Genomic DNA, 16,979 nt, shown 5'->3' on the forward strand with positions numbered 1-16,979 from the left:
AAATTAATTTAGTTTGACAGTACGATTAAAATAACAGGTGGTTTTTACAAACGTAAATATATATAAAACCATTTTAGTTAATTGATAATTAATGATTTTTTAAGCCAATTGTTCCTGCAATTTTTTAATATCATCACGTAATTTTGCTGCTTGCAAAAAGTCTAATTCTTTTGCGGCTTTCTCCATTGATTTTCGTTTCTCACGAATCATTTTTTCTAATTCTGCTTTAGATAAATATGCCGTTTCCGGTTCGGCTGCTACTGATAAAGTATGGCCTAGTTCATATTCGACCAATGGATTTTTAGTAAAAGCACTTTCGATTTTTTTATTTAAAGCCTGTGGCGTGATTCCATGTTCAGTGTTATAGTTGATCTGTTTGGTTCGGCGATAGTCTGTTTCGTCAATTGTTCTTTGCATGCTCGCAGTAATTTTGTCGGCATACAAAATGGCTTTTCCGTTTAAATTTCTTGCCGCACGACCAATAGTTTGCGTTAGCGATCTGTGGTTACGAAGGAAACCTTCTTTGTCTGCATCTAAAATTGCAACAAGAGAAACCTCCGGTAAATCAAGACCTTCACGAAGTAAGTTTACACCAATCAAGACATCAAAAATACCTTTTCGTAAATCCTGCATGATTTCGATACGCTCTAAAGTATCCACTTCAGAGTGAATATAACGGCAACGAATGTTAACCTTAGTTAAGTATTTGGCTAGTTCTTCTGCCATTCTTTTGGTCAAAGTTGTAACCAGGACTCTTTCGTCTAATTCGCAGCGTACCTGAATTTCTTCGATCAGATCATCAATTTGATTCAGACTAGGTCTTACTTCGATAACGGGATCTAATAATCCCGTTGGACGAATAATTTGTTCTACATAAACACCATCTGTTTTTTGTAATTCGTAATCTGCGGGTGTTGCAGATACATAAATGACCTGATTTTGTATGGCTTCAAACTCTTCAAATTTCAAAGGTCTGTTGTCCATTGCAGCGGGTAAGCGGAAACCATATTCTACCAGATTTTCTTTACGGCTTCTGTCGCCTCCATACATGGCGTGCACCTGAGAAACGGTTACGTGACTTTCATCTACAATCATCAAATAATCACTCGGGAAATAATCTAATAAACAGAACGGTCTCGTTCCGGCTTGTCTTCCGTCAAGGTATCTCGAATAATTTTCGATTCCGGAGCAATACCCTAATTCCCGTATCATTTCTAAGTCGAAATTGGTACGTTCTTCCAGACGTTTTGCTTCTAAGTGTTTTCCTATTTCTTTAAAATAATCGACTTGTTTCACTAAATCCTGCTGAATTTCCCAAATTGCACCTTGCAATACATCCGGAGAAGTCACAAACATATTAGCAGGATAAATGGTCAATCGTTTGAATTTTTCTATCACTTGTGAGGTCTTCACATCAAATGATTCTATTTCTTCTATTTCGTCACCAAAAAAGTGAATTCTAAAGGCATCATCGGCATAACTTGGATATACTTCGACTGTATCACCTTTGATTCTGAAAGTTCCCGGATTAAAATCAGCCTCGGTTCTGGCATATAAACTCTGAACCAGACTATGAAGTAATTTAGTTCTCGAAATAACCTGATCTCTGGTTATTTCAATTACATTCTTTTTAAATTCAACTGGATTTCCAATACCGTACAAACACGAAACAGAAGCGACAACCAAAACGTCCCGACGTCCTGAAAGGAGGGAAGAAGTGGTGCTCAGACGCATCTTTTCGAGCTCTTCGTTGATAGATAAATCCTTTTCGATAAAAACCCCTGTTACAGGCATAAAAGCTTCGGGCTGGTAGTAATCGTAGTAGGAAACGAAATATTCAACCGCATTATTCGGGAAAAATTGTTTGAACTCTGAATATAATTGGGCTGCCAATGTTTTATTGTGCGCCAAAACCAAAGTAGGTCTTTGAACTTCCTGAATAACATTGGCCACCGTAAATGTCTTTCCGGATCCGGTAACACCTAATAATGTCTGGTACTTTTCGCCATCGATTACACCTTGCGAAAGTTTTTCGATTGCTTGCGGCTGATCACCTTTTGGACTATACTCTGAGGATACTTGGAAATTCATTTTTGGACGATGAAAGATTAGTTTTGTAAAGATACAAAGTTTGAATTCTATATAAAAGCTAAAAAATGTTGCCACGACCCGAGCGCCAGCGAACAGGCGAAGCAATTACACGAATTTTTGCGAATTTTTTTTTATATTATTATTGATTGAACTTGTGTAGTCCCTAAGGGACATTCTGGACGTGTTATGGTTCTTTTATACCAAAATTAAATTCCTAACGGAGTTTTTTCTAAATATTGAAATCCTTAAAAGAATATCTCGTAGAGATTAAATGTTGGTGAAAAATAATTTAGTTAACTAATATATGTCCCGTAGAGACTACACCTTTTTAAGACTATTCTAAAAAGTTAATCATAGCATCGTTTACCAGTTTTGATTGATCTATGGATAAAAAATGTCCTGCGTCTTTTATAGTTTGCGTTTTGCTTTTGATTAAATATTTATTTGCTCTTTCCAGACTTTCTTCAGAATTAATGACATCATGGTCACCAATTAAAACCAAAACCGGATTGGTGATCGACTTTAATTCGTCATCTGAAAAAGGATGCATTTTGAGCATACTTGAATTTGACTTTGCATATTTATTGGCCAGATAAAATTGTCGTTTATAAACAGGGCTAATTTTTTCGGGATGAGTAGAAAATGTATTTAATGTTTTGCCGAATTTCTTTTCACTTGGGAATAATTTAAGCATTAATGCAGATGTCGTTTTGCCTACTTTATCAATAAATTTGAAGGTTTGAGCCGGACTTAACAACACGATTTTATCAATTGAATTGTTTTTTTGTGTTGCCAGTAAAGTAGCAATCCAGCCTCCTCTTGAAGCGGCTACAATATCAAATTTATTTAATTTATAGTGGTCAAATATTTCGTTGTATAAAATTACAATATCTTCTGATGAAAGTGATTTTGAAGTCAATATAGATTTTCCCGGTTCCATCATGAAATCAATAGCATAAATACGATGATTTTTGGCCAGAGGCTTAATATTAGGATACCACATAGTAGAACTGGCGTCCATTCCGTGAAGTAAAACTAAATTTTTTCCGTTTTTAGGCCCTGCAATAATAACATGTGCCGTTCCGTAGGAGGTTTTAATGTTTTCTTCAGAATAAGGAATATCCCAAAGTTTTAAAGCTTTGTCGTAAGAATTTATATAAACTTGTTTTTCGCTCTTGGTTTTGAAAATGTAATCGTCAAATTTTGCTTTTTTAGTCGAAGAACAACCTGTAATTAGGATTAATAATAATAGTCTAAAGTATATTTTTGGCATAGTAATAAAATTCAATTGGTATTAAAGGTACGGAAATTGCGCGCCGATAAAGTATCAGAATTTTATTTTAAAGTATCAAAATTATAATACTTTGGGATTTCGACTTGTATGTCTGATTCTTAAAATTTGAATTTCTGTTGAAGTGATTTTATATGATATCCTATAACTGTAAAGTTCGTACGCACGATAATTACCGTTATTAAATTCTTTAATTTCATCTAATTCATATATTTCCCAGTTAGTTTTTTAGTATCGTAACTGAATTGTAAATAGCATCAATTACTTTATTTGAAATGCCACTATTTTTGGACTGTTTTAATAAATGAAAGTAAATTTTTTCAAGTTGATTTCGAGAAGTTTTTGACCAAATTATTTCTTTTTCCATTGCTCGATCTTATCTTTAATCTCATTATGAGAATAAAAATTTCCATTACTAATATCTTCTTCTGCTACTTTTAGTTCATTATTATATTGCTCAGAATAGTTTTTAGGAATAGTTTTTCTACTATCTAAAATAGTTTTTAGGGCAGATAAAAAAGGATCATCTTCAATTTTAGTAATTTCAGATATTAAAAGATTTTGGAGTTCAAGAGTGTTCATGACACTATAAATTTACTCAGAGTTACAAAACAAAATTAAAAGAAACACATTTAAGATTCTTGAAACTTCCACGCTTTTTGCTGACTTTCACTCAAAAATGTCCAGGCCACGATTCTGCTGTTTTTTTGGCCTTGAGCCATATCAATGGTTTTTATCGTAGAAGCATTTACTTTATTTAATGTTTTGTAAATACTGGAAAGATTTTCTCTTTTTGAAACTAAAGTAGTGAACCACAAACATTGCATGGCAAATTTTGCACTTTCGTAAATCATTTGCGTAACAAAGCCAATTTCGCCGCCATCGCACCATAATTCGGCGTTGTGACCTCCGAAATTAAGGACCGGATTTGTTTTTTTCTTTTCCTTTGGATTTAAATTCGAAACTTTACGAACGGTACTTTGATTGGCATCTTCGGCAGAAGAATGAAAAGGCGGATTACACATCGTAAAAGTAAAACGATCTTCGGGTGTGATGATGTTTTTGAAAATAAACCGGGCTTCGGTTTGCTGCTGTAAGCTTATAGCGTCGATTAATTTTGGATTTGCCTCGATGATTTTGCTGCAGTTTTCTATGGCTTTTTCGTCGATGTCTGTCCCTACGAAACTCCAGTCGTAAATGGCATTTCCTAAAATGGGGTAGATGCAATTAGCCCCAGTTCCTATGTCTAAGCCTAAAACAGATGATCCTTGCGGAATGATTCCGTTGTTGGTTTCGGCTAATAAATCAGCTAAATAATGAATATAATCTGTTCTTCCGGGAATGGGAGGACAAAGATAATTTTTAGGAATATCCCAGTTTTGTATGTCGTAATAAGTTTGTAATAAGGCTTTGTTAAGCGCTTTTACAGCTAATGGATTACTGAAATCAATCGTTTCGATTCCGTGAATGTTGATTGCAACGTATGCTTTTAGTTCAGGACAATTCGCGATAAGAAGTTCGAAATCATAGCGGGAACGGTGAAGATTTCGGGGATGTAAATTGTTTTTTTCGGAATTGTCTGTTGCTTTCATTTTCTAAATTTCCGTGCAAAGATAGTCATTCTTTTTGCGGGAAATGCTAATTATGAAAACGATTGCCTTAGCCCTGATGGAAGCGGCATCCTTTTGTGCCGGCGTTCGGCACAAAAGATATAGCGGACAGCAGGAAGAGCTTCTGGAAATTCTAATACTAAAGTTTAAAATCCCATGTTAAAATTCTAAATTCCAATAAAAAAAATCCAAACTCCAAATGCGGATTTAAACACATAGAAACATAGATTTTTAGCTGATTTCTGAGAATATAAAAAAAGCCAGCTTTCTCATATAGTTCTCTAATGTGAATTAATGCAAGAGTGAAACGACTTTTTTATAGATCTTTGCACTATGTCTCTATGTGTTTCAAAAAAACGTCAGATCTTATTAATCCATGCATTCCATGAGCAACAAATCACCATCGGTATGGGTGATACTGACCAAACCGTCCTGGAGAACAGAATTGCTGCTGCCAGTTCGATAACCAATGGTTAAGGTGTCATCTTTTAAGGGATATTGTAAATTACTGGAATTAATACCTTTTACAACACCAATTGGAATCAAAGAAATTGGTGTTTTTGCGGTGTACCATTTCTCGAATTTGTTTGGTAATAAAAATATTTTAGAATGATCGTCGAGAATTACAATTTTAAGCAAATTGCGGTAACGAACGATGTTGGTAAGGTTTGTAATGGTATGATCGGCACGCTTTCCGGTTGCCCAAACAACGTTTACGGCAGGAATTTTTCTGGCGATTAAATAATCAAAAGCTTTTTCTAAATCGGTTTTGTCCTGATCCGGAGTATGTACAATTTCGATAGGATATTGTGCTGTTTTGTAGATTTCAGGATCAAAACCATGATCAAAATCACCTAAAAGTACATCGACTTTTATACCTAGTTCAACAACTCTTTCAATGGCAGAATCCAGCACGATAACCAGTGGCGACCATTCGAGCAATTGTCCTAACAATTCGGGATTGCAAGCTGCTCCATTTGCAATAATTAAGGCTGGTTCCTGATCGTCGCGTACAATATGGTGTGAAGACATGCTGAATTGTTTTTTTTAATGGGTAAATGTACGAAAGATATTTTGTAGCGGATATATTGTAATTTAAAGAATCTGTTTTTTAAACTTGATAATAACAAAAAAAAATACCCTCAAATAGTGTCTCACTTTTTGAGGGTAGTTCAAAGATGTTGTTTTTTAATTTTTTAAAAATTTGTGTGTTGCTGTTCCTTTATTTGAGTTTATTCGGATAAAGTAAACACCGTTATTTAAACTTGAAACATCGACATTTGAAAATGTTTTTTTATTTTTTAATTCTAATACTGATTGTCCCAGAATGTTGTAAATCTGTATTGATGTTATAGCTACATCTTCATTTGATGTGATGTTTAAAACATTTTTCACAGGATTAGGAAACAAAATAAAATTATCTTCATTATTGCCAAATAAAAAATCTGGCTTACTTAATGTACCTTTATATGCTAGTAAGCGAACTGAACCATTAGACCAGGTATTTTTATATTTAGTAAAATTTCCTGTAACTAAAAGACTTCCGTCTTTTTGAAATTTTATCGCATTGATATTTGCATCAAAAGCATCTCCTGAATCAAATGTATTGTCTATTTTTCCATTACTTTCTAATCTTTGAAAGTCATTTTTGGCATATTCATTAGGATCTCGATTCAGAGTAGTAGATAGTATAATTTTATTGTCTGGCTGAATCACTAATCTTTTAGTGTACATGGGGATACTGGAAGCAAAATATTCAGTAAATGTATTATCAATAGAACCATCAGTATTTAAACGCTTTAATACAGAATTTTTTCCTTCCTGATTTAACTCAAAACTACCTCCAACTATAATTTTTCCATCAGATTGTATGCCTAAAGAATAGACAAATCCTCTTAGTAAAGCCTGATCAGCATTAAATGTATTGTCAAATGTTCCATCAGCGTTGAATCTGGCAAGGCGATTGGTTTTTATTTCATTGTAGAAACTAAAATTTCCTCCTAAAATTATTTTACCATCAGGCTGAAGGGCTGCCGTGTAGCATACGTTGTCAAATCCTGATGTGTCAGCAAAGGTATTGTCTTTAGAACCGTCAGAGTTTAATCTTATAATTTTTTGCTGGGAATTAGAAATAACTAAGATTTTGCCATTAGGCTGTAGCAATAGTGTATTTACATCGCCAACAACAGTTTTAACAAAAGAATTATCGATCGTGAAGTCATCATTATATCTTACTAAACCTGAGTCTTTGCCTGCTGTAATTTTAAAAACGATAATTTTACCATCAGGCTGAACAATTCCTTGTTTAAAGTAATTTTGTTCATTTTGTGTGGTTGAAAATAAATTACTTTTCAGATTATTGTTAAAAATCAAATTTCCGTTTTTATTTAATAATTTTATTCCATCATGGTATTTTGTATTGTATGTATTCTTGCTATATCCCAAAATTACAATATCACCATTTGGCTTTTCTAAAATATCATTTCCTGCATAGAAAGTGTTTAGCTGTTGTGTGTTAACTTCAGAAGTAGTTAAATTTAATTTAATAAATTTATTAAAAGTTGAAAGTCCGCCCGGAAAATTTATGGTATTTAGTGAACAAACTAATAATTCATTATTAGGGTAGAGCAAAATTTTATTTGAAGTTGAATTTACATCTAGTTTTATCGGAGCTGTATTATCAATCGAACCATCTGAATTAATAAGCGTTAAATTATTTGTCAAAATTTTATTATTAGGAAGCAGAATAAAATCTTTTACCGTTGCCATTGGAAATCCGGGTACGACATATTCAAATGACGAATCTTTTGTCCCATCACTATTAAATCTCATAAAACCTCTTGTGTCTAAAGATTTAAACGAAGTAAAACAAGCTCCAAATAATATTTTTCCATCAGGTTGTAATGCTAATTTGCAATCACTCATGCTATTATAACCAACAGTATTAGAAGAACAGATTCTTCCAAAACCTTCTATGGCAGTAAAACTTTGATCTGCTGTTCCATTAGTATTTATGCGATCAATTTTATAACTGCTTTCTTTATTATAAGTATTTTTATATACTCTTAAGATCTTGCCATCAGGTTGTAATTCAATTTTAAAGATTTCGTAAGGATAGTCAGACTGAAAAGTTCTGTCAATAGAACCGTCAGAATTTAAACGCAGTGCGTTTCGACCATAAAAGTTTCCATAAATGGTTGCTTCAAATTTACCTGCAATTAATATTTTTCCATTTGGTTGTAGTTTTACAAAATCGATCTGAGTAATGCTAAATATGCTAAACCCTGGATTGGTAAAGTTAAACGTATTGTCAATTGAACCATCCTGATTTAATCTAACAATTTTATTTACAGCTGTACCATTGTAAGATTTAAAAAGGCCACACGCCACTATTTTACCATCAGGTTGGATTACAATATTATTGACAGTAGAATCAAATCCTAAACCAGTTTGAAAAGAATTGTCAATGGTTAAATCTTTGTTTAATCTTAAAATATTGTTTCCAATAGTTTCTTGTTTATTATTATATAATTTATAAGAATATTGGCCTCCAATTAAAATCAATTTTCCATCACTTTGCAATGCAAAATCCGGGCTTAATAAATTTAGAATAGGAAGTTTGTCTTTGCAGTCAAAGTCTGGGTCAATATCTGAGGATATCTGGGCGTTAGCAAGTAATGAAATAAAAGAAAATAGTAGTAAAAAGTAGTGTTTTTTCATAAGTTTTGTTTGTGGCAAATGTATTGTTAATGTTTGTATTAACTTTTATTATTTGCTAATTTATTTTTTATAAAATAATAAATAAAGGAACTTCAATGAAAACGTATTCACTATTAATTTATATCATTAATCTTCGATGATAATTAATTTGTCCTAAATGATAGGCTAAATGTGTTGCAAGATGAACGAGAAAAAATTCTGTTGTCATTTCTTTTTCAAAAACAATTTGTGGGTATATGGCCTGTAAGTCAGCTTCTGTTAAACTGTCAAGCGCATTATTTACAACCAGAATCGTTTGCTCAATTTTTGTTATGAGTTCAGTTTTAGGAATATCTTTTAATGAAAATTCTATAGGGCGATCCCGGATATAACCCGTTTTTCCTATTTCGGCTCCTATGTAGGTGTTTATGTTTCCTATTAAATGGAGACAAAGATTCCCTGCAGAATTTGAGATATTTTTATCCGTTACCCAAATCTGACTTTCATTTTGATACGATTCTATTTCAATCTTTAATTTGTTAAGATCCCGGTTGAAAAGTGATTTTAGTGTTTCAATTAGCATGATTTTGAACTTTAGTGGTTATCGGGATCCAGATTTCTTCTTCAGAATCCGGATCTTCTTTTTTGTACTGATCTCCCATTACGGCAAAATGCGGCCTTTCGTCTATGGTATATGCTGAATTCGGTAACCATTCTACAAATATCGAATGATACGTTTTATGCCCTTCGCTTTGCGGGCCTTTATGAACAAAAACGGCATACAATCCGGTTGGAATTGTTAAGGTTTCCATTTCTGAAGGAACTTCGTCAAAATCAGATACTTCGACTGCGGCCCATTTTTGGAAGTTATGATTAGGATCAAAATTGTCAAAATGGTTTAACGGAAAAACTTCAAGTGAATATAAATTCTTGTCTATCGCATTCCTGATCTCTTTGCGTTTTGGCATAAAGCCACTCCATAACTGAAATGTTTTATTTTCTATAAACGACATCTCAATGTACTTACCAATAAGTTTTTTTTCGGTTAAAGTTTCAATTCTTGCTTCCATATACACTGATTATTGAATTTTATATTTTTTAAGGTCTGTTTCGCTAAGTGAAAAATAGCCTAACGGATAGTTGGCTTTATCATTCGTATTGATGATATTTCCTTTTACTGTTGCCGGTGGCGATTGAAAAGGGCCGCCAACATTACTTCCGGCAATACTAACCAAAATGCTCATATAATTATAATATTGCTTTGAAATTCCGTAATGGGTTACTTCGACTTCATCTCCAATTTTTAATTCGTCATCATCTGATTTACTGAAATATTCGTTGCCCTGAAAAAACTTATCTTCACTCACATAATATGTTGAGGTAATTTTACCTGAATATACATATTTATACAAATAAAAATTATCAGCATCTGCAGGATCGTTATAAAAGGCCCTGATTTCAATATCTTTTCCTGTAATTCCGCCTTCATTGTTTTGTTCAATTCGGCTTATGGGAGCAACTGATTTCAGGGTTTCAGTGGCATTATAGGTTGTTCCTTTGTTAATTACGGTCAAAGTATAAATTTCATCTATTACCGGTTTGAAGTTGTTACAAACATAACGTCCTGTTTTTGGAACTTCTGTAAAATTAAATTGCTCGTTTTGGCTGTTTTTTATAAAAACGGTTGCACCTGAAACGGTTGGAATTACATTTTGAAAATAGCCTGTTGTAGTAGTCAGTTTTATGGTTTGCTGTTTTCCTGTTGTTCCTTTTTGCCAGTTAATAGCTGCTTCTATTACTAATTTTGGAGCAGCGGTATCGAGATCAACATCAACAACTTCTTCACAACTGCTAAAGAAAGCTAATATAAAAAGTACGATTAATAGAGTTGTTTTTTTCATGGTATATTTTTTTTCTGTTTTCAGAAATTGGTTTTAGAATTTAAAATTATAACTAACAGCAGGAACAATTCCAAAAATGGATGTTTGAACGGCTTCATTTGCACCGGTATCAACATTCTGACGGAAATTGATCGACGCTGCATTATGGCGATTGTATAAATTATAAATACTAAAAACCCATTCGCCTTTCCAGTTTCTGTCTTTATTTTTTCGGGGGGTCAAAGTTGCCGAAACATCTAAATGATGGTAAGCAGGCAAACGGTTTTCGTTTCTTAATCCGTAATTGGGAACCGTGATCCCTAAATATTCATACTGACCGTTTGGATAGGTTACGGGCTGACCTGACTGTAAGGCAAAGTTAGCACCAAAAGACCATTTTTCGTTTAAAGTATAGGCTGATGTAACGGCTAAATTATGTGTTTTGTCGTATGCTGAACTGTACCATTCTCCGTTGTTAATTCCTGTTTCTTCAGGAGTTCTTCCCGGGGTTTGTTGTTGCGATTTTGATAAGGTGTAGGAAATCCATCCGTTGAATTTACCTTCGTTTTTTTTCAGCATAAATTCTACACCATAGGAGCGCATGCGTCCGTTTAGGATGACTTGTTCAATGGCATCATTGGCAATTAAATCTGCGCCATCGATATAATCCAGCCTGTTTTTGATTTTTTTGTAATACGTCTCCACTTCTACAGAATAGGCACCATTATTTATATTTCTAAAATAACCCAGCGCTACCTGATCGGCAATTTGTGGTTTGATATAATTATCACTTGGCATCCAGACATCCAGCGGAGTAGGTGATGAGGTATTCGAAATCAATTGCAGGTATTGTGCCATTCTGTTATAACTGGCTTTAATTGCCTGATCATCGTTTAGTTGATAAGAAGCTGAAAAACGTGGCTCTAAATTATTGTAACTCTGAATTTCTTTGTTCTTGCCAAAATACTTTGTTGAGGTTGGCGTCGCTTTTTCATAAATCTGCATATCTGTATTAAAAATTACCGGATTGTTATTCTCGTAATAATTAATGGTCGAAGACCCTAAACGATAAAATAAACTATAACGCAATCCGTAAGAAACGGTAAATTTTTTAGAAAGCTGATTTTCGGCTTCAATATAAACAGAGGGTTCAAACGCATATTTTTTATCCAGCTGATCCGGATTAATCCCCGATGTTTCATTACTTGGCTTAATAGTTCCGGGATTGAATTCGTAGTAAATTCCGTTTAAACCGTAATTTAGTTTGAATTTATCTGAGATATAATTTTTGAAATCGTATTTGATATTGTAATTTTTGATTCCCGAATCCCATTTGAAACCTACGAAATCTAAATCTAAACCATAATAATAGTCACTGTAAATCAAAGATAAATTGGCAAATAATTTATCAGAATATAAATGGTTCCAACGCAGGTTTAAAGTAGAGTTGCCATAAATATTAGTAAAACTTTTATTCAGGCTAAAAACATCACGACCAAAATAACCGGACAAATACAAACTGTTGTTGTCGTTTAGTTTATAACTTAATTTTGTGTTTAAATCATAAAAATAGGCGGTATTGTCTTTTTGATCTGCTGATAATTTTAAAAATAAGTGTGCATAAGAAGCACGTCCGCCAATTAAGAATGAACCTTTATCTTTTACCAAAGGCCCTTCTGCAAGAATTCGACTCGAAATTAACCCGATTCCTCCATTTACATGAAATTCTTTACTGTTTCCGTCTTTTTGATAAATATCCAGAACAGAAGAAGCCCTTCCGCCGTAACGGGCAGGAATGCCTCCTTTATATAATTTTAAATCTTTAATAGCATCCGGATTAAAAACTGAGAAAAACCCAAAGACGTGTGACGAATTAAATATGGTTGCCTCGTCTAATAAAATCAAATTCTGGTCAGCTCCACCACCCCGAACATTAAATCCTGAAGCGCCTTCACCTGCATTGGTAACACCCGGAAGCAATAAAATTGATTTTAAAACATCAACTTCTCCCATCACCACTGGCATTTTTTTTATGGTGGCTATAGAAAGTTTATTGGCACTCATTTCAGGCGATTTAATATTGATTTTGCCTTTATTATCTGTAATTATAACTTCCCGAAGCTCTTCGCCACTTTCATTAATGGCAAAATTACTTTTGGTGTTTCGATTTAAAACGACTGTTTTTTCAATGGTTTGATAGCCCACATAGCTAATCTCGATTTGATGTTCGCCTTTTGGGACTGTAATGGAATAAAAACCATACTCATTGGTTGTAGTTCCAATTTTTAAAGCCGGAATATATACGTTTACCCCAATTAAGGTTTCATTGTTTTTAAAGTCACTGATTGTACCGCTTAAAGTAAATTTTTCCTGAGAAAAGGCAGGTAAAGTTGTTAAAAGGAAGATAAGGAAAAGGCCAGTTTTTTTTAAAATCATTGTCTTGGTTTTGAATCACATAGTTAATAATTCTTACTAAATATTACTGCGGAACGTTTGTTAAACATTAGTTAAGAATATTTATAATTTGTTACAGCTTTGCCTTTCTTTTTTAGGTTTCTACAGGTTAGCGGTTTTTGGAATGGATTTTAGTAACAGCAATTCGAACCCTTTTCTGTAAAATAAAAAAGACAACCGTTTAAAGTTGTCTTTTTTAAAATATGTAAACTAAATAGTTTTTCTATTATTTAATTTGTGCAATAATGGAATTGAATGTTGCACTTGGTCTCATGGCTTTGCTCACTAATTCAGGAGTTGGCTGGTAGTAACCGCCAAGAGTTTGAGGTTTTCCCTGTGCACCAATTAATTCAGCATCGATTTTGGATTCGTTAGCTTCAAATTCAGCTGCAATTGGAGTAAAGATGGCTTTCAATTCGGCATCTTTATTTTGAGCGGCTAAAGCTTGTGCCCAATAAAAAGCAAGGTAGAAATGAGAACCACGGTTGTCAATCTGACCTACTTTACGAGCGGGAGATTTATCGTTTGCCAGGAATTTGTCATTAGCTTCGTCTAAAGTTTCAGATAAAACAATGGCTTTAGAGTTGTCTAAAGTTTGTCCTAAATGCTCTAAAGAAGCACCAAGAGCTAAAAATTCTCCCAATGAATCCCAACGTAAATATCCTTCTTCTGTAAATTGCTCAACGTGTTTAGGGGCAGAACCTCCTGCACCTGTTTCGAACAATCCGCCACCATTCATTAACGGAACGATAGATAACATTTTAGCTGAAGTTCCTAATTCTAAAATAGGGAATAAGTCAGTTAAGTAATCACGTAAAACGTTTCCGGTTACAGAGATAGTGTCTAAACCTTTGATGATTCTGTCTAAAGTAAATTCAGTAGCAGCAATTGGGTTAAGGATACGAATATCAAGATTTGTTGTATTGTGATCTTTAAGGTATTTTTGAACTTTTGCAATCAATTCTCTGTCATGTGCTCTGTTTTCGTCTAACCAGAAAACAGCAGGAGTATCAGATAAGCGCGCTCTGTTTACAGCAAGTTTAACCCAGTCCTGAATAGGAGCGTCTTTTGCCTGACACATTCTGAAAATGTCATTAGCTTCAACGTTTTGCTCCATTACAACAGTTCCTTTATTATCAACTACACGTACAACTCCGTCAGCTTTTACCTGAAAAGTTTTGTCATGAGATCCGTATTCTTCTGCTTTTTGGGCCATTAAACCTACGTTAGGAACACTTCCCATTGTTTTAGGGTCAAAAGCACCGTGTTTTTTACAGAAATCGATCGTTGCAGTATAAATTCCGGAATAAGCACGGTCCGGGATCACAGCGATTGTATCTTGTTGTTTTCCTTCTTTGTTGTACATCTGCCCTGAAGTACGGATCATTGCCGGCATAGAAGCATCAACAATAACATCAGACGGAACGTGTAAGTTTGTAATTCCTTTATCAGAATTTACCATTGCAAGAGCTGGTCCGTTTTCGATTGCTTTCGTAATATCAGCTTCAACTTCTGCCTGTTCAGGTCTTCCGGCAATTTTTGCGTAGATATCACCTAAACCGTTTCTGGTATCAATATTTAATTCAGCAAATAAAGTTTCATATTTTTTGAAAAGATCAGCAAAATATACTTCAACGATAGCGCCAAAGATAATTGGATCTGAAACTTTCATCATAGTAGCTTTTAAATGCACAGAAAGTAAAACACCTTCTTTTTTAGCATCAGCAATGGCATCAGCAACAAAGCTTTTTAAAGCTTTTAAATGCATTACAGAACTGTCTATTATTTCACCTGCTTTAAGAGGAGTACTAGCTTTAAGAACAGTTGTTGTACCGTCTTTTGCAACGAATTCAATTTTTACATCATTTGCTTCTGCTACAGTAAGTGATTTTTCACTTCCGTAAAAGTCACCATTTGGCATAGAAGCCACTTTAGTTTTTGAGTCAGCAGACCACGCACCCATTGAGTGTGGATTTGCTTTTGCAAAGTTCTTAACAGCTCTTGGCGCTCTACGGTCAGAGTTACCTTCACGTAAAACCGGATTTACAGCAGAACCTAAAACTTTAGCATATTTTGCTTTAATTTCTTTTTCGGCATCGTTTTGAGGATCTTCCGGAAAATCAGGGATTTTGTAACCGTGAGATTGTAATTCAGCAATAGCTGCTTTTAATTGCGGTACTGATGCCGAAATGTTTGGTAATTTGATGATGTTAGCCTCAGGTTGAGTAGCCAGTTGACCTAATTCTGCCAATGCATCACCAGTTTTTTGAGCATCTGTAAGTACATCAGGAAAATTTGATAAAATTCTGCCTGCTAAAGAGATGTCTCTGGTTTCAATAGCGATACCAGCTGTAGCAGTAAATGCCTGAACAATTGGTAAAAAAGAATAAGTCGCTAACAATGGCGCCTCATCAGTTAAGGTGTAATAGATTTTTGAATTCTGTGTCATTTTTTTTTTTTTTTTTTATAATCGTATCACCAGAGAGTGGTGATGTAAAAGGTATATTCGGCTCAGAATGAGCGGAGCAAATATAATAAAAACAGTCCGAAAACGGTATAGTTTTCCCGAGAAATACCGAAATTATCAGATTGTTATTTCGGGGTCATTTAATTGTCAAATCGATGATTTTGGTATTAAAATATTACAGTTTTGATGAATCAGGGATGAAAGTGGAAGATTTCGAAAACCATAAACTGTATGAGTGATGTAAGTTTATTTTAATTTTTGCTTTTATAACTTTAAATAGAAAATTTAAGCATAAAAACGGCCTGAAAATAGTGTTTTGAGGTACCAGTATTTATACAAATTAATTTGAAATGATAGTTTTTTTGTATGAAAAATTGTAGTTTTGATTAAAATAAATTATCTGCAAAACAGGTTGTACGATACATTACTATTATGTTTTTTACGTATTGTTTCTTATTAAACTTAATTATTATCTTTGAATTATGAGCACACTAACAAAACCAAATCATATAGGGCGAAAAATAAGCCGTATTCGCGAACTTCGGGATATGAAGCAGGAAGCTTTGGCACAAGCTTTAGGGACAAATCAGCAGGCGGTTTCTATTTTAGAAAACAGTGAAACGATAGATGATGAAAAACTTGCAGAAGTTGCAAAAGCGCTTGGCGTAACTGTTGAAGCAATTAAAAGCTTTTCAGAAGAAAATATGATTAATTATTTTAATAGTTTCCACGACAATAGTATCAATAATGGTCATTTTGGAAATAATCATTGTACTTTCAATCCATTGGATAAATTAATTGAAACTTTCCATGAAAAAGAAAAGCTTTATGAACGTTTGTTACAAGCTGAAAAAGATAAAATCGAATATTTGGAAAAACTATTGAAAAAATAGAATACCAATTTTTCATTAAAATACAAACCGATGCTTTATGAGTGTCGGTTTTTTTATTTTGGGCGTGTCCCTCCGGGTCGGGCTATCCGTTTCAAGTCCTCGCACTTCCTTCGTCAGGCTGTGGGCTTTCCACTTCTATCCCTCACGCAAACCGTAAAACAAGAACTTTTTGTTTAAAAAGCAAAAGATTGAAACGTCCCGAAGCTCAATGTCATTAAGTTAAGCAAAAAGGATAAATGATTTAAGATTTTTGAGTAATGATTTTTGATTTCAGATGCGTGAAATAGCTTGTGCCGTTAGGCACTAAATATCGGTAGTTAATAGGAATCGGAATAGATCCAGCGTGCCGTAGGTACGCAATAGTTATGATTTTGTTGCGTACCTACGGCACGCCAACGTATTTCTAATCTATATTAACTACCAATATTTAGTGCCTAACGGCACATTTCTATAAAATTACGTAACAGTTTAATCAAGAAAGTAATTAGAAAACCCGTTTTTATCAGCGTTTTCGCTTTAGCTCCCGAAGTCTCGGGACAGTAAAATCAGCGTCTAATTTTGACGCGGATAAAACAGATTTACTTCGTAAAAACG

14 protein-coding genes are annotated in these 16,979 nt (G+C 34.0%); 2 read left to right on the forward strand and 12 right to left on the reverse strand.

Annotated features, from left to right (window positions below):
• Positions 1-99 precede the first annotated feature (99 nt).
• The 5 genes from uvrB to rlmF all read right to left on the reverse strand — a co-directional run bounded on the left by uvrB (position 100) and on the right by rlmF (position 4,974).
• Positions 100-2,091 (reverse strand): excinuclease ABC subunit UvrB, encoded by a 1,992-nt coding sequence (gene uvrB, locus ACHRWY_RS19395; RefSeq protein ID WP_395356879.1) that lies wholly within the window; start codon positions 2,089-2,091, stop codon positions 100-102.
• A gap of 334 nt (positions 2,092-2,425) precedes the next feature.
• Entirely contained in the window at positions 2,426-3,364 is a 939-nt protein-coding gene (locus ACHRWY_RS19400) for an alpha/beta fold hydrolase (RefSeq protein WP_395356880.1), read from the reverse strand.
• 81 nt (positions 3,365-3,445) lie between these two features.
• Positions 3,446-3,595: a type II toxin-antitoxin system RelE/ParE family toxin gene (locus tag ACHRWY_RS19405; protein WP_395356899.1), complete on the reverse strand. Its 150-nt coding sequence runs from the start codon at positions 3,593-3,595 to the stop codon at positions 3,446-3,448.
• Positions 3,596-3,733: 138 nt separating this feature from the next.
• On the reverse strand, positions 3,734-3,964 hold the full coding sequence (locus tag ACHRWY_RS19410) for a hypothetical protein (protein WP_395356882.1): 231 nt from the start codon (positions 3,962-3,964) through the stop codon (positions 3,734-3,736).
• 50 nt (positions 3,965-4,014) lie between these two features.
• The gene (gene rlmF / locus ACHRWY_RS19415; protein ID WP_395356884.1) at positions 4,015-4,974 is read right to left on the reverse strand and encodes a 23S rRNA (adenine(1618)-N(6))-methyltransferase RlmF; all 960 of its coding nucleotides are present in this window, start codon (positions 4,972-4,974) and stop codon (positions 4,015-4,017) included.
• 52 nt (positions 4,975-5,026) lie between these two features.
• Between rlmF and ACHRWY_RS19420 the strand changes: the two genes are divergently transcribed.
• A complete protein-coding gene (locus ACHRWY_RS19420; protein WP_395356885.1) occupies positions 5,027-5,155 on the forward strand; it encodes a hypothetical protein in 129 nt (42 codons plus the stop codon).
• A gap of 206 nt (positions 5,156-5,361) precedes the next feature.
• On the opposite strand, the gene ACHRWY_RS19425 is transcribed toward ACHRWY_RS19420, so the two are convergent.
• The 7 genes from ACHRWY_RS19425 to ACHRWY_RS19455 all read right to left on the reverse strand — a co-directional run bounded on the left by ACHRWY_RS19425 (position 5,362) and on the right by ACHRWY_RS19455 (position 15,474).
• On the reverse strand, positions 5,362-6,024 hold the full coding sequence (locus ACHRWY_RS19425) for a thiamine diphosphokinase (RefSeq protein WP_395356887.1): 663 nt from the start codon (positions 6,022-6,024) through the stop codon (positions 5,362-5,364).
• Between the two features lie 156 nt (positions 6,025-6,180).
• Positions 6,181-8,712: a T9SS type A sorting domain-containing protein gene (locus ACHRWY_RS19430; protein ID WP_395356888.1), complete on the reverse strand. Its 2,532-nt coding sequence runs from the start codon at positions 8,710-8,712 to the stop codon at positions 6,181-6,183.
• 118 nt (positions 8,713-8,830) lie between these two features.
• The gene (locus tag ACHRWY_RS19435) at positions 8,831-9,274 is read right to left on the reverse strand and encodes a DinB family protein (protein WP_395356890.1); all 444 of its coding nucleotides are present in this window, start codon (positions 9,272-9,274) and stop codon (positions 8,831-8,833) included.
• A complete protein-coding gene (locus tag ACHRWY_RS19440) occupies positions 9,264-9,761 on the reverse strand; it encodes a GyrI-like domain-containing protein (RefSeq protein WP_395356891.1) in 498 nt (165 codons plus the stop codon). The genes ACHRWY_RS19435 and ACHRWY_RS19440 overlap by 11 nt, the downstream gene beginning before the upstream one ends.
• Before the next feature lie 9 nt (positions 9,762-9,770).
• On the reverse strand, positions 9,771-10,592 hold the full coding sequence (locus ACHRWY_RS19445; RefSeq protein ID WP_395356892.1) for a DUF4249 domain-containing protein: 822 nt from the start codon (positions 10,590-10,592) through the stop codon (positions 9,771-9,773).
• Positions 10,593-10,625: 33 nt separating this feature from the next.
• On the reverse strand, positions 10,626-13,007 hold the full coding sequence (locus ACHRWY_RS19450) for a TonB-dependent receptor domain-containing protein (RefSeq protein ID WP_395356893.1): 2,382 nt from the start codon (positions 13,005-13,007) through the stop codon (positions 10,626-10,628).
• Between the two features lie 244 nt (positions 13,008-13,251).
• A complete protein-coding gene (locus ACHRWY_RS19455) occupies positions 13,252-15,474 on the reverse strand; it encodes an NADP-dependent isocitrate dehydrogenase (RefSeq protein ID WP_395356895.1) in 2,223 nt (740 codons plus the stop codon).
• Between the two features lie 500 nt (positions 15,475-15,974).
• Here ACHRWY_RS19455 and ACHRWY_RS19460 point away from each other — a divergent pair, with 500 nt between their 5' ends.
• Positions 15,975-16,385: a helix-turn-helix domain-containing protein gene (locus ACHRWY_RS19460; protein WP_395356896.1), complete on the forward strand. Its 411-nt coding sequence runs from the start codon at positions 15,975-15,977 to the stop codon at positions 16,383-16,385.
• The last annotated feature ends 594 nt before the right edge of the window (positions 16,386-16,979 follow it).

Origin of the sequence: Flavobacterium sp. FlaQc-48 (genome assembly GCF_044007335.1) — a bacterium.
GTDB lineage: Bacteria > Bacteroidota > Bacteroidia > Flavobacteriales > Flavobacteriaceae > Flavobacterium.

Excerpts from the sequence above, each read along its gene's own strand:
- ACHRWY_RS19440 (WP_395356891.1), bottom strand. The coding sequence starts at position 9,761 with ATGGAAGCAAGAATTGAAACTTTAACCGAAAAAAAACTTATTGGTAAG.
- ACHRWY_RS19400 (WP_395356880.1), bottom strand. The coding sequence starts at position 3,364 with ATGCCAAAAATATACTTTAGACTATTATTATTAATCCTAATTACAGGT.
- ACHRWY_RS19410 (WP_395356882.1), bottom strand. The coding sequence starts at position 3,964 with ATGAACACTCTTGAACTCCAAAATCTTTTAATATCTGAAATTACTAAA.
- ACHRWY_RS19430 (WP_395356888.1), bottom strand. The coding sequence starts at position 8,712 with ATGAAAAAACACTACTTTTTACTACTATTTTCTTTTATTTCATTACTT.
- ACHRWY_RS19435 (WP_395356890.1), bottom strand. The coding sequence starts at position 9,274 with ATGCTAATTGAAACACTAAAATCACTTTTCAACCGGGATCTTAACAAA.
- ACHRWY_RS19445 (WP_395356892.1), bottom strand. The coding sequence starts at position 10,592 with ATGAAAAAAACAACTCTATTAATCGTACTTTTTATATTAGCTTTCTTT.
- ACHRWY_RS19455 (WP_395356895.1), bottom strand. The coding sequence starts at position 15,474 with ATGACACAGAATTCAAAAATCTATTACACCTTAACTGATGAGGCGCCA.
- uvrB (WP_395356879.1), bottom strand. The coding sequence starts at position 2,091 with ATGAATTTCCAAGTATCCTCAGAGTATAGTCCAAAAGGTGATCAGCCG.
- rlmF (WP_395356884.1), bottom strand. The coding sequence starts at position 4,974 with ATGAAAGCAACAGACAATTCCGAAAAAAACAATTTACATCCCCGAAAT.
- ACHRWY_RS19450 (WP_395356893.1), bottom strand. The coding sequence starts at position 13,007 with ATGATTTTAAAAAAAACTGGCCTTTTCCTTATCTTCCTTTTAACAACT.
- ACHRWY_RS19425 (WP_395356887.1), bottom strand. The coding sequence starts at position 6,024 with ATGTCTTCACACCATATTGTACGCGACGATCAGGAACCAGCCTTAATT.
- ACHRWY_RS19460 (WP_395356896.1), top strand. The coding sequence starts at position 15,975 with ATGAGCACACTAACAAAACCAAATCATATAGGGCGAAAAATAAGCCGT.
- ACHRWY_RS19420 (WP_395356885.1), top strand. The coding sequence starts at position 5,027 with ATGAAAACGATTGCCTTAGCCCTGATGGAAGCGGCATCCTTTTGTGCC.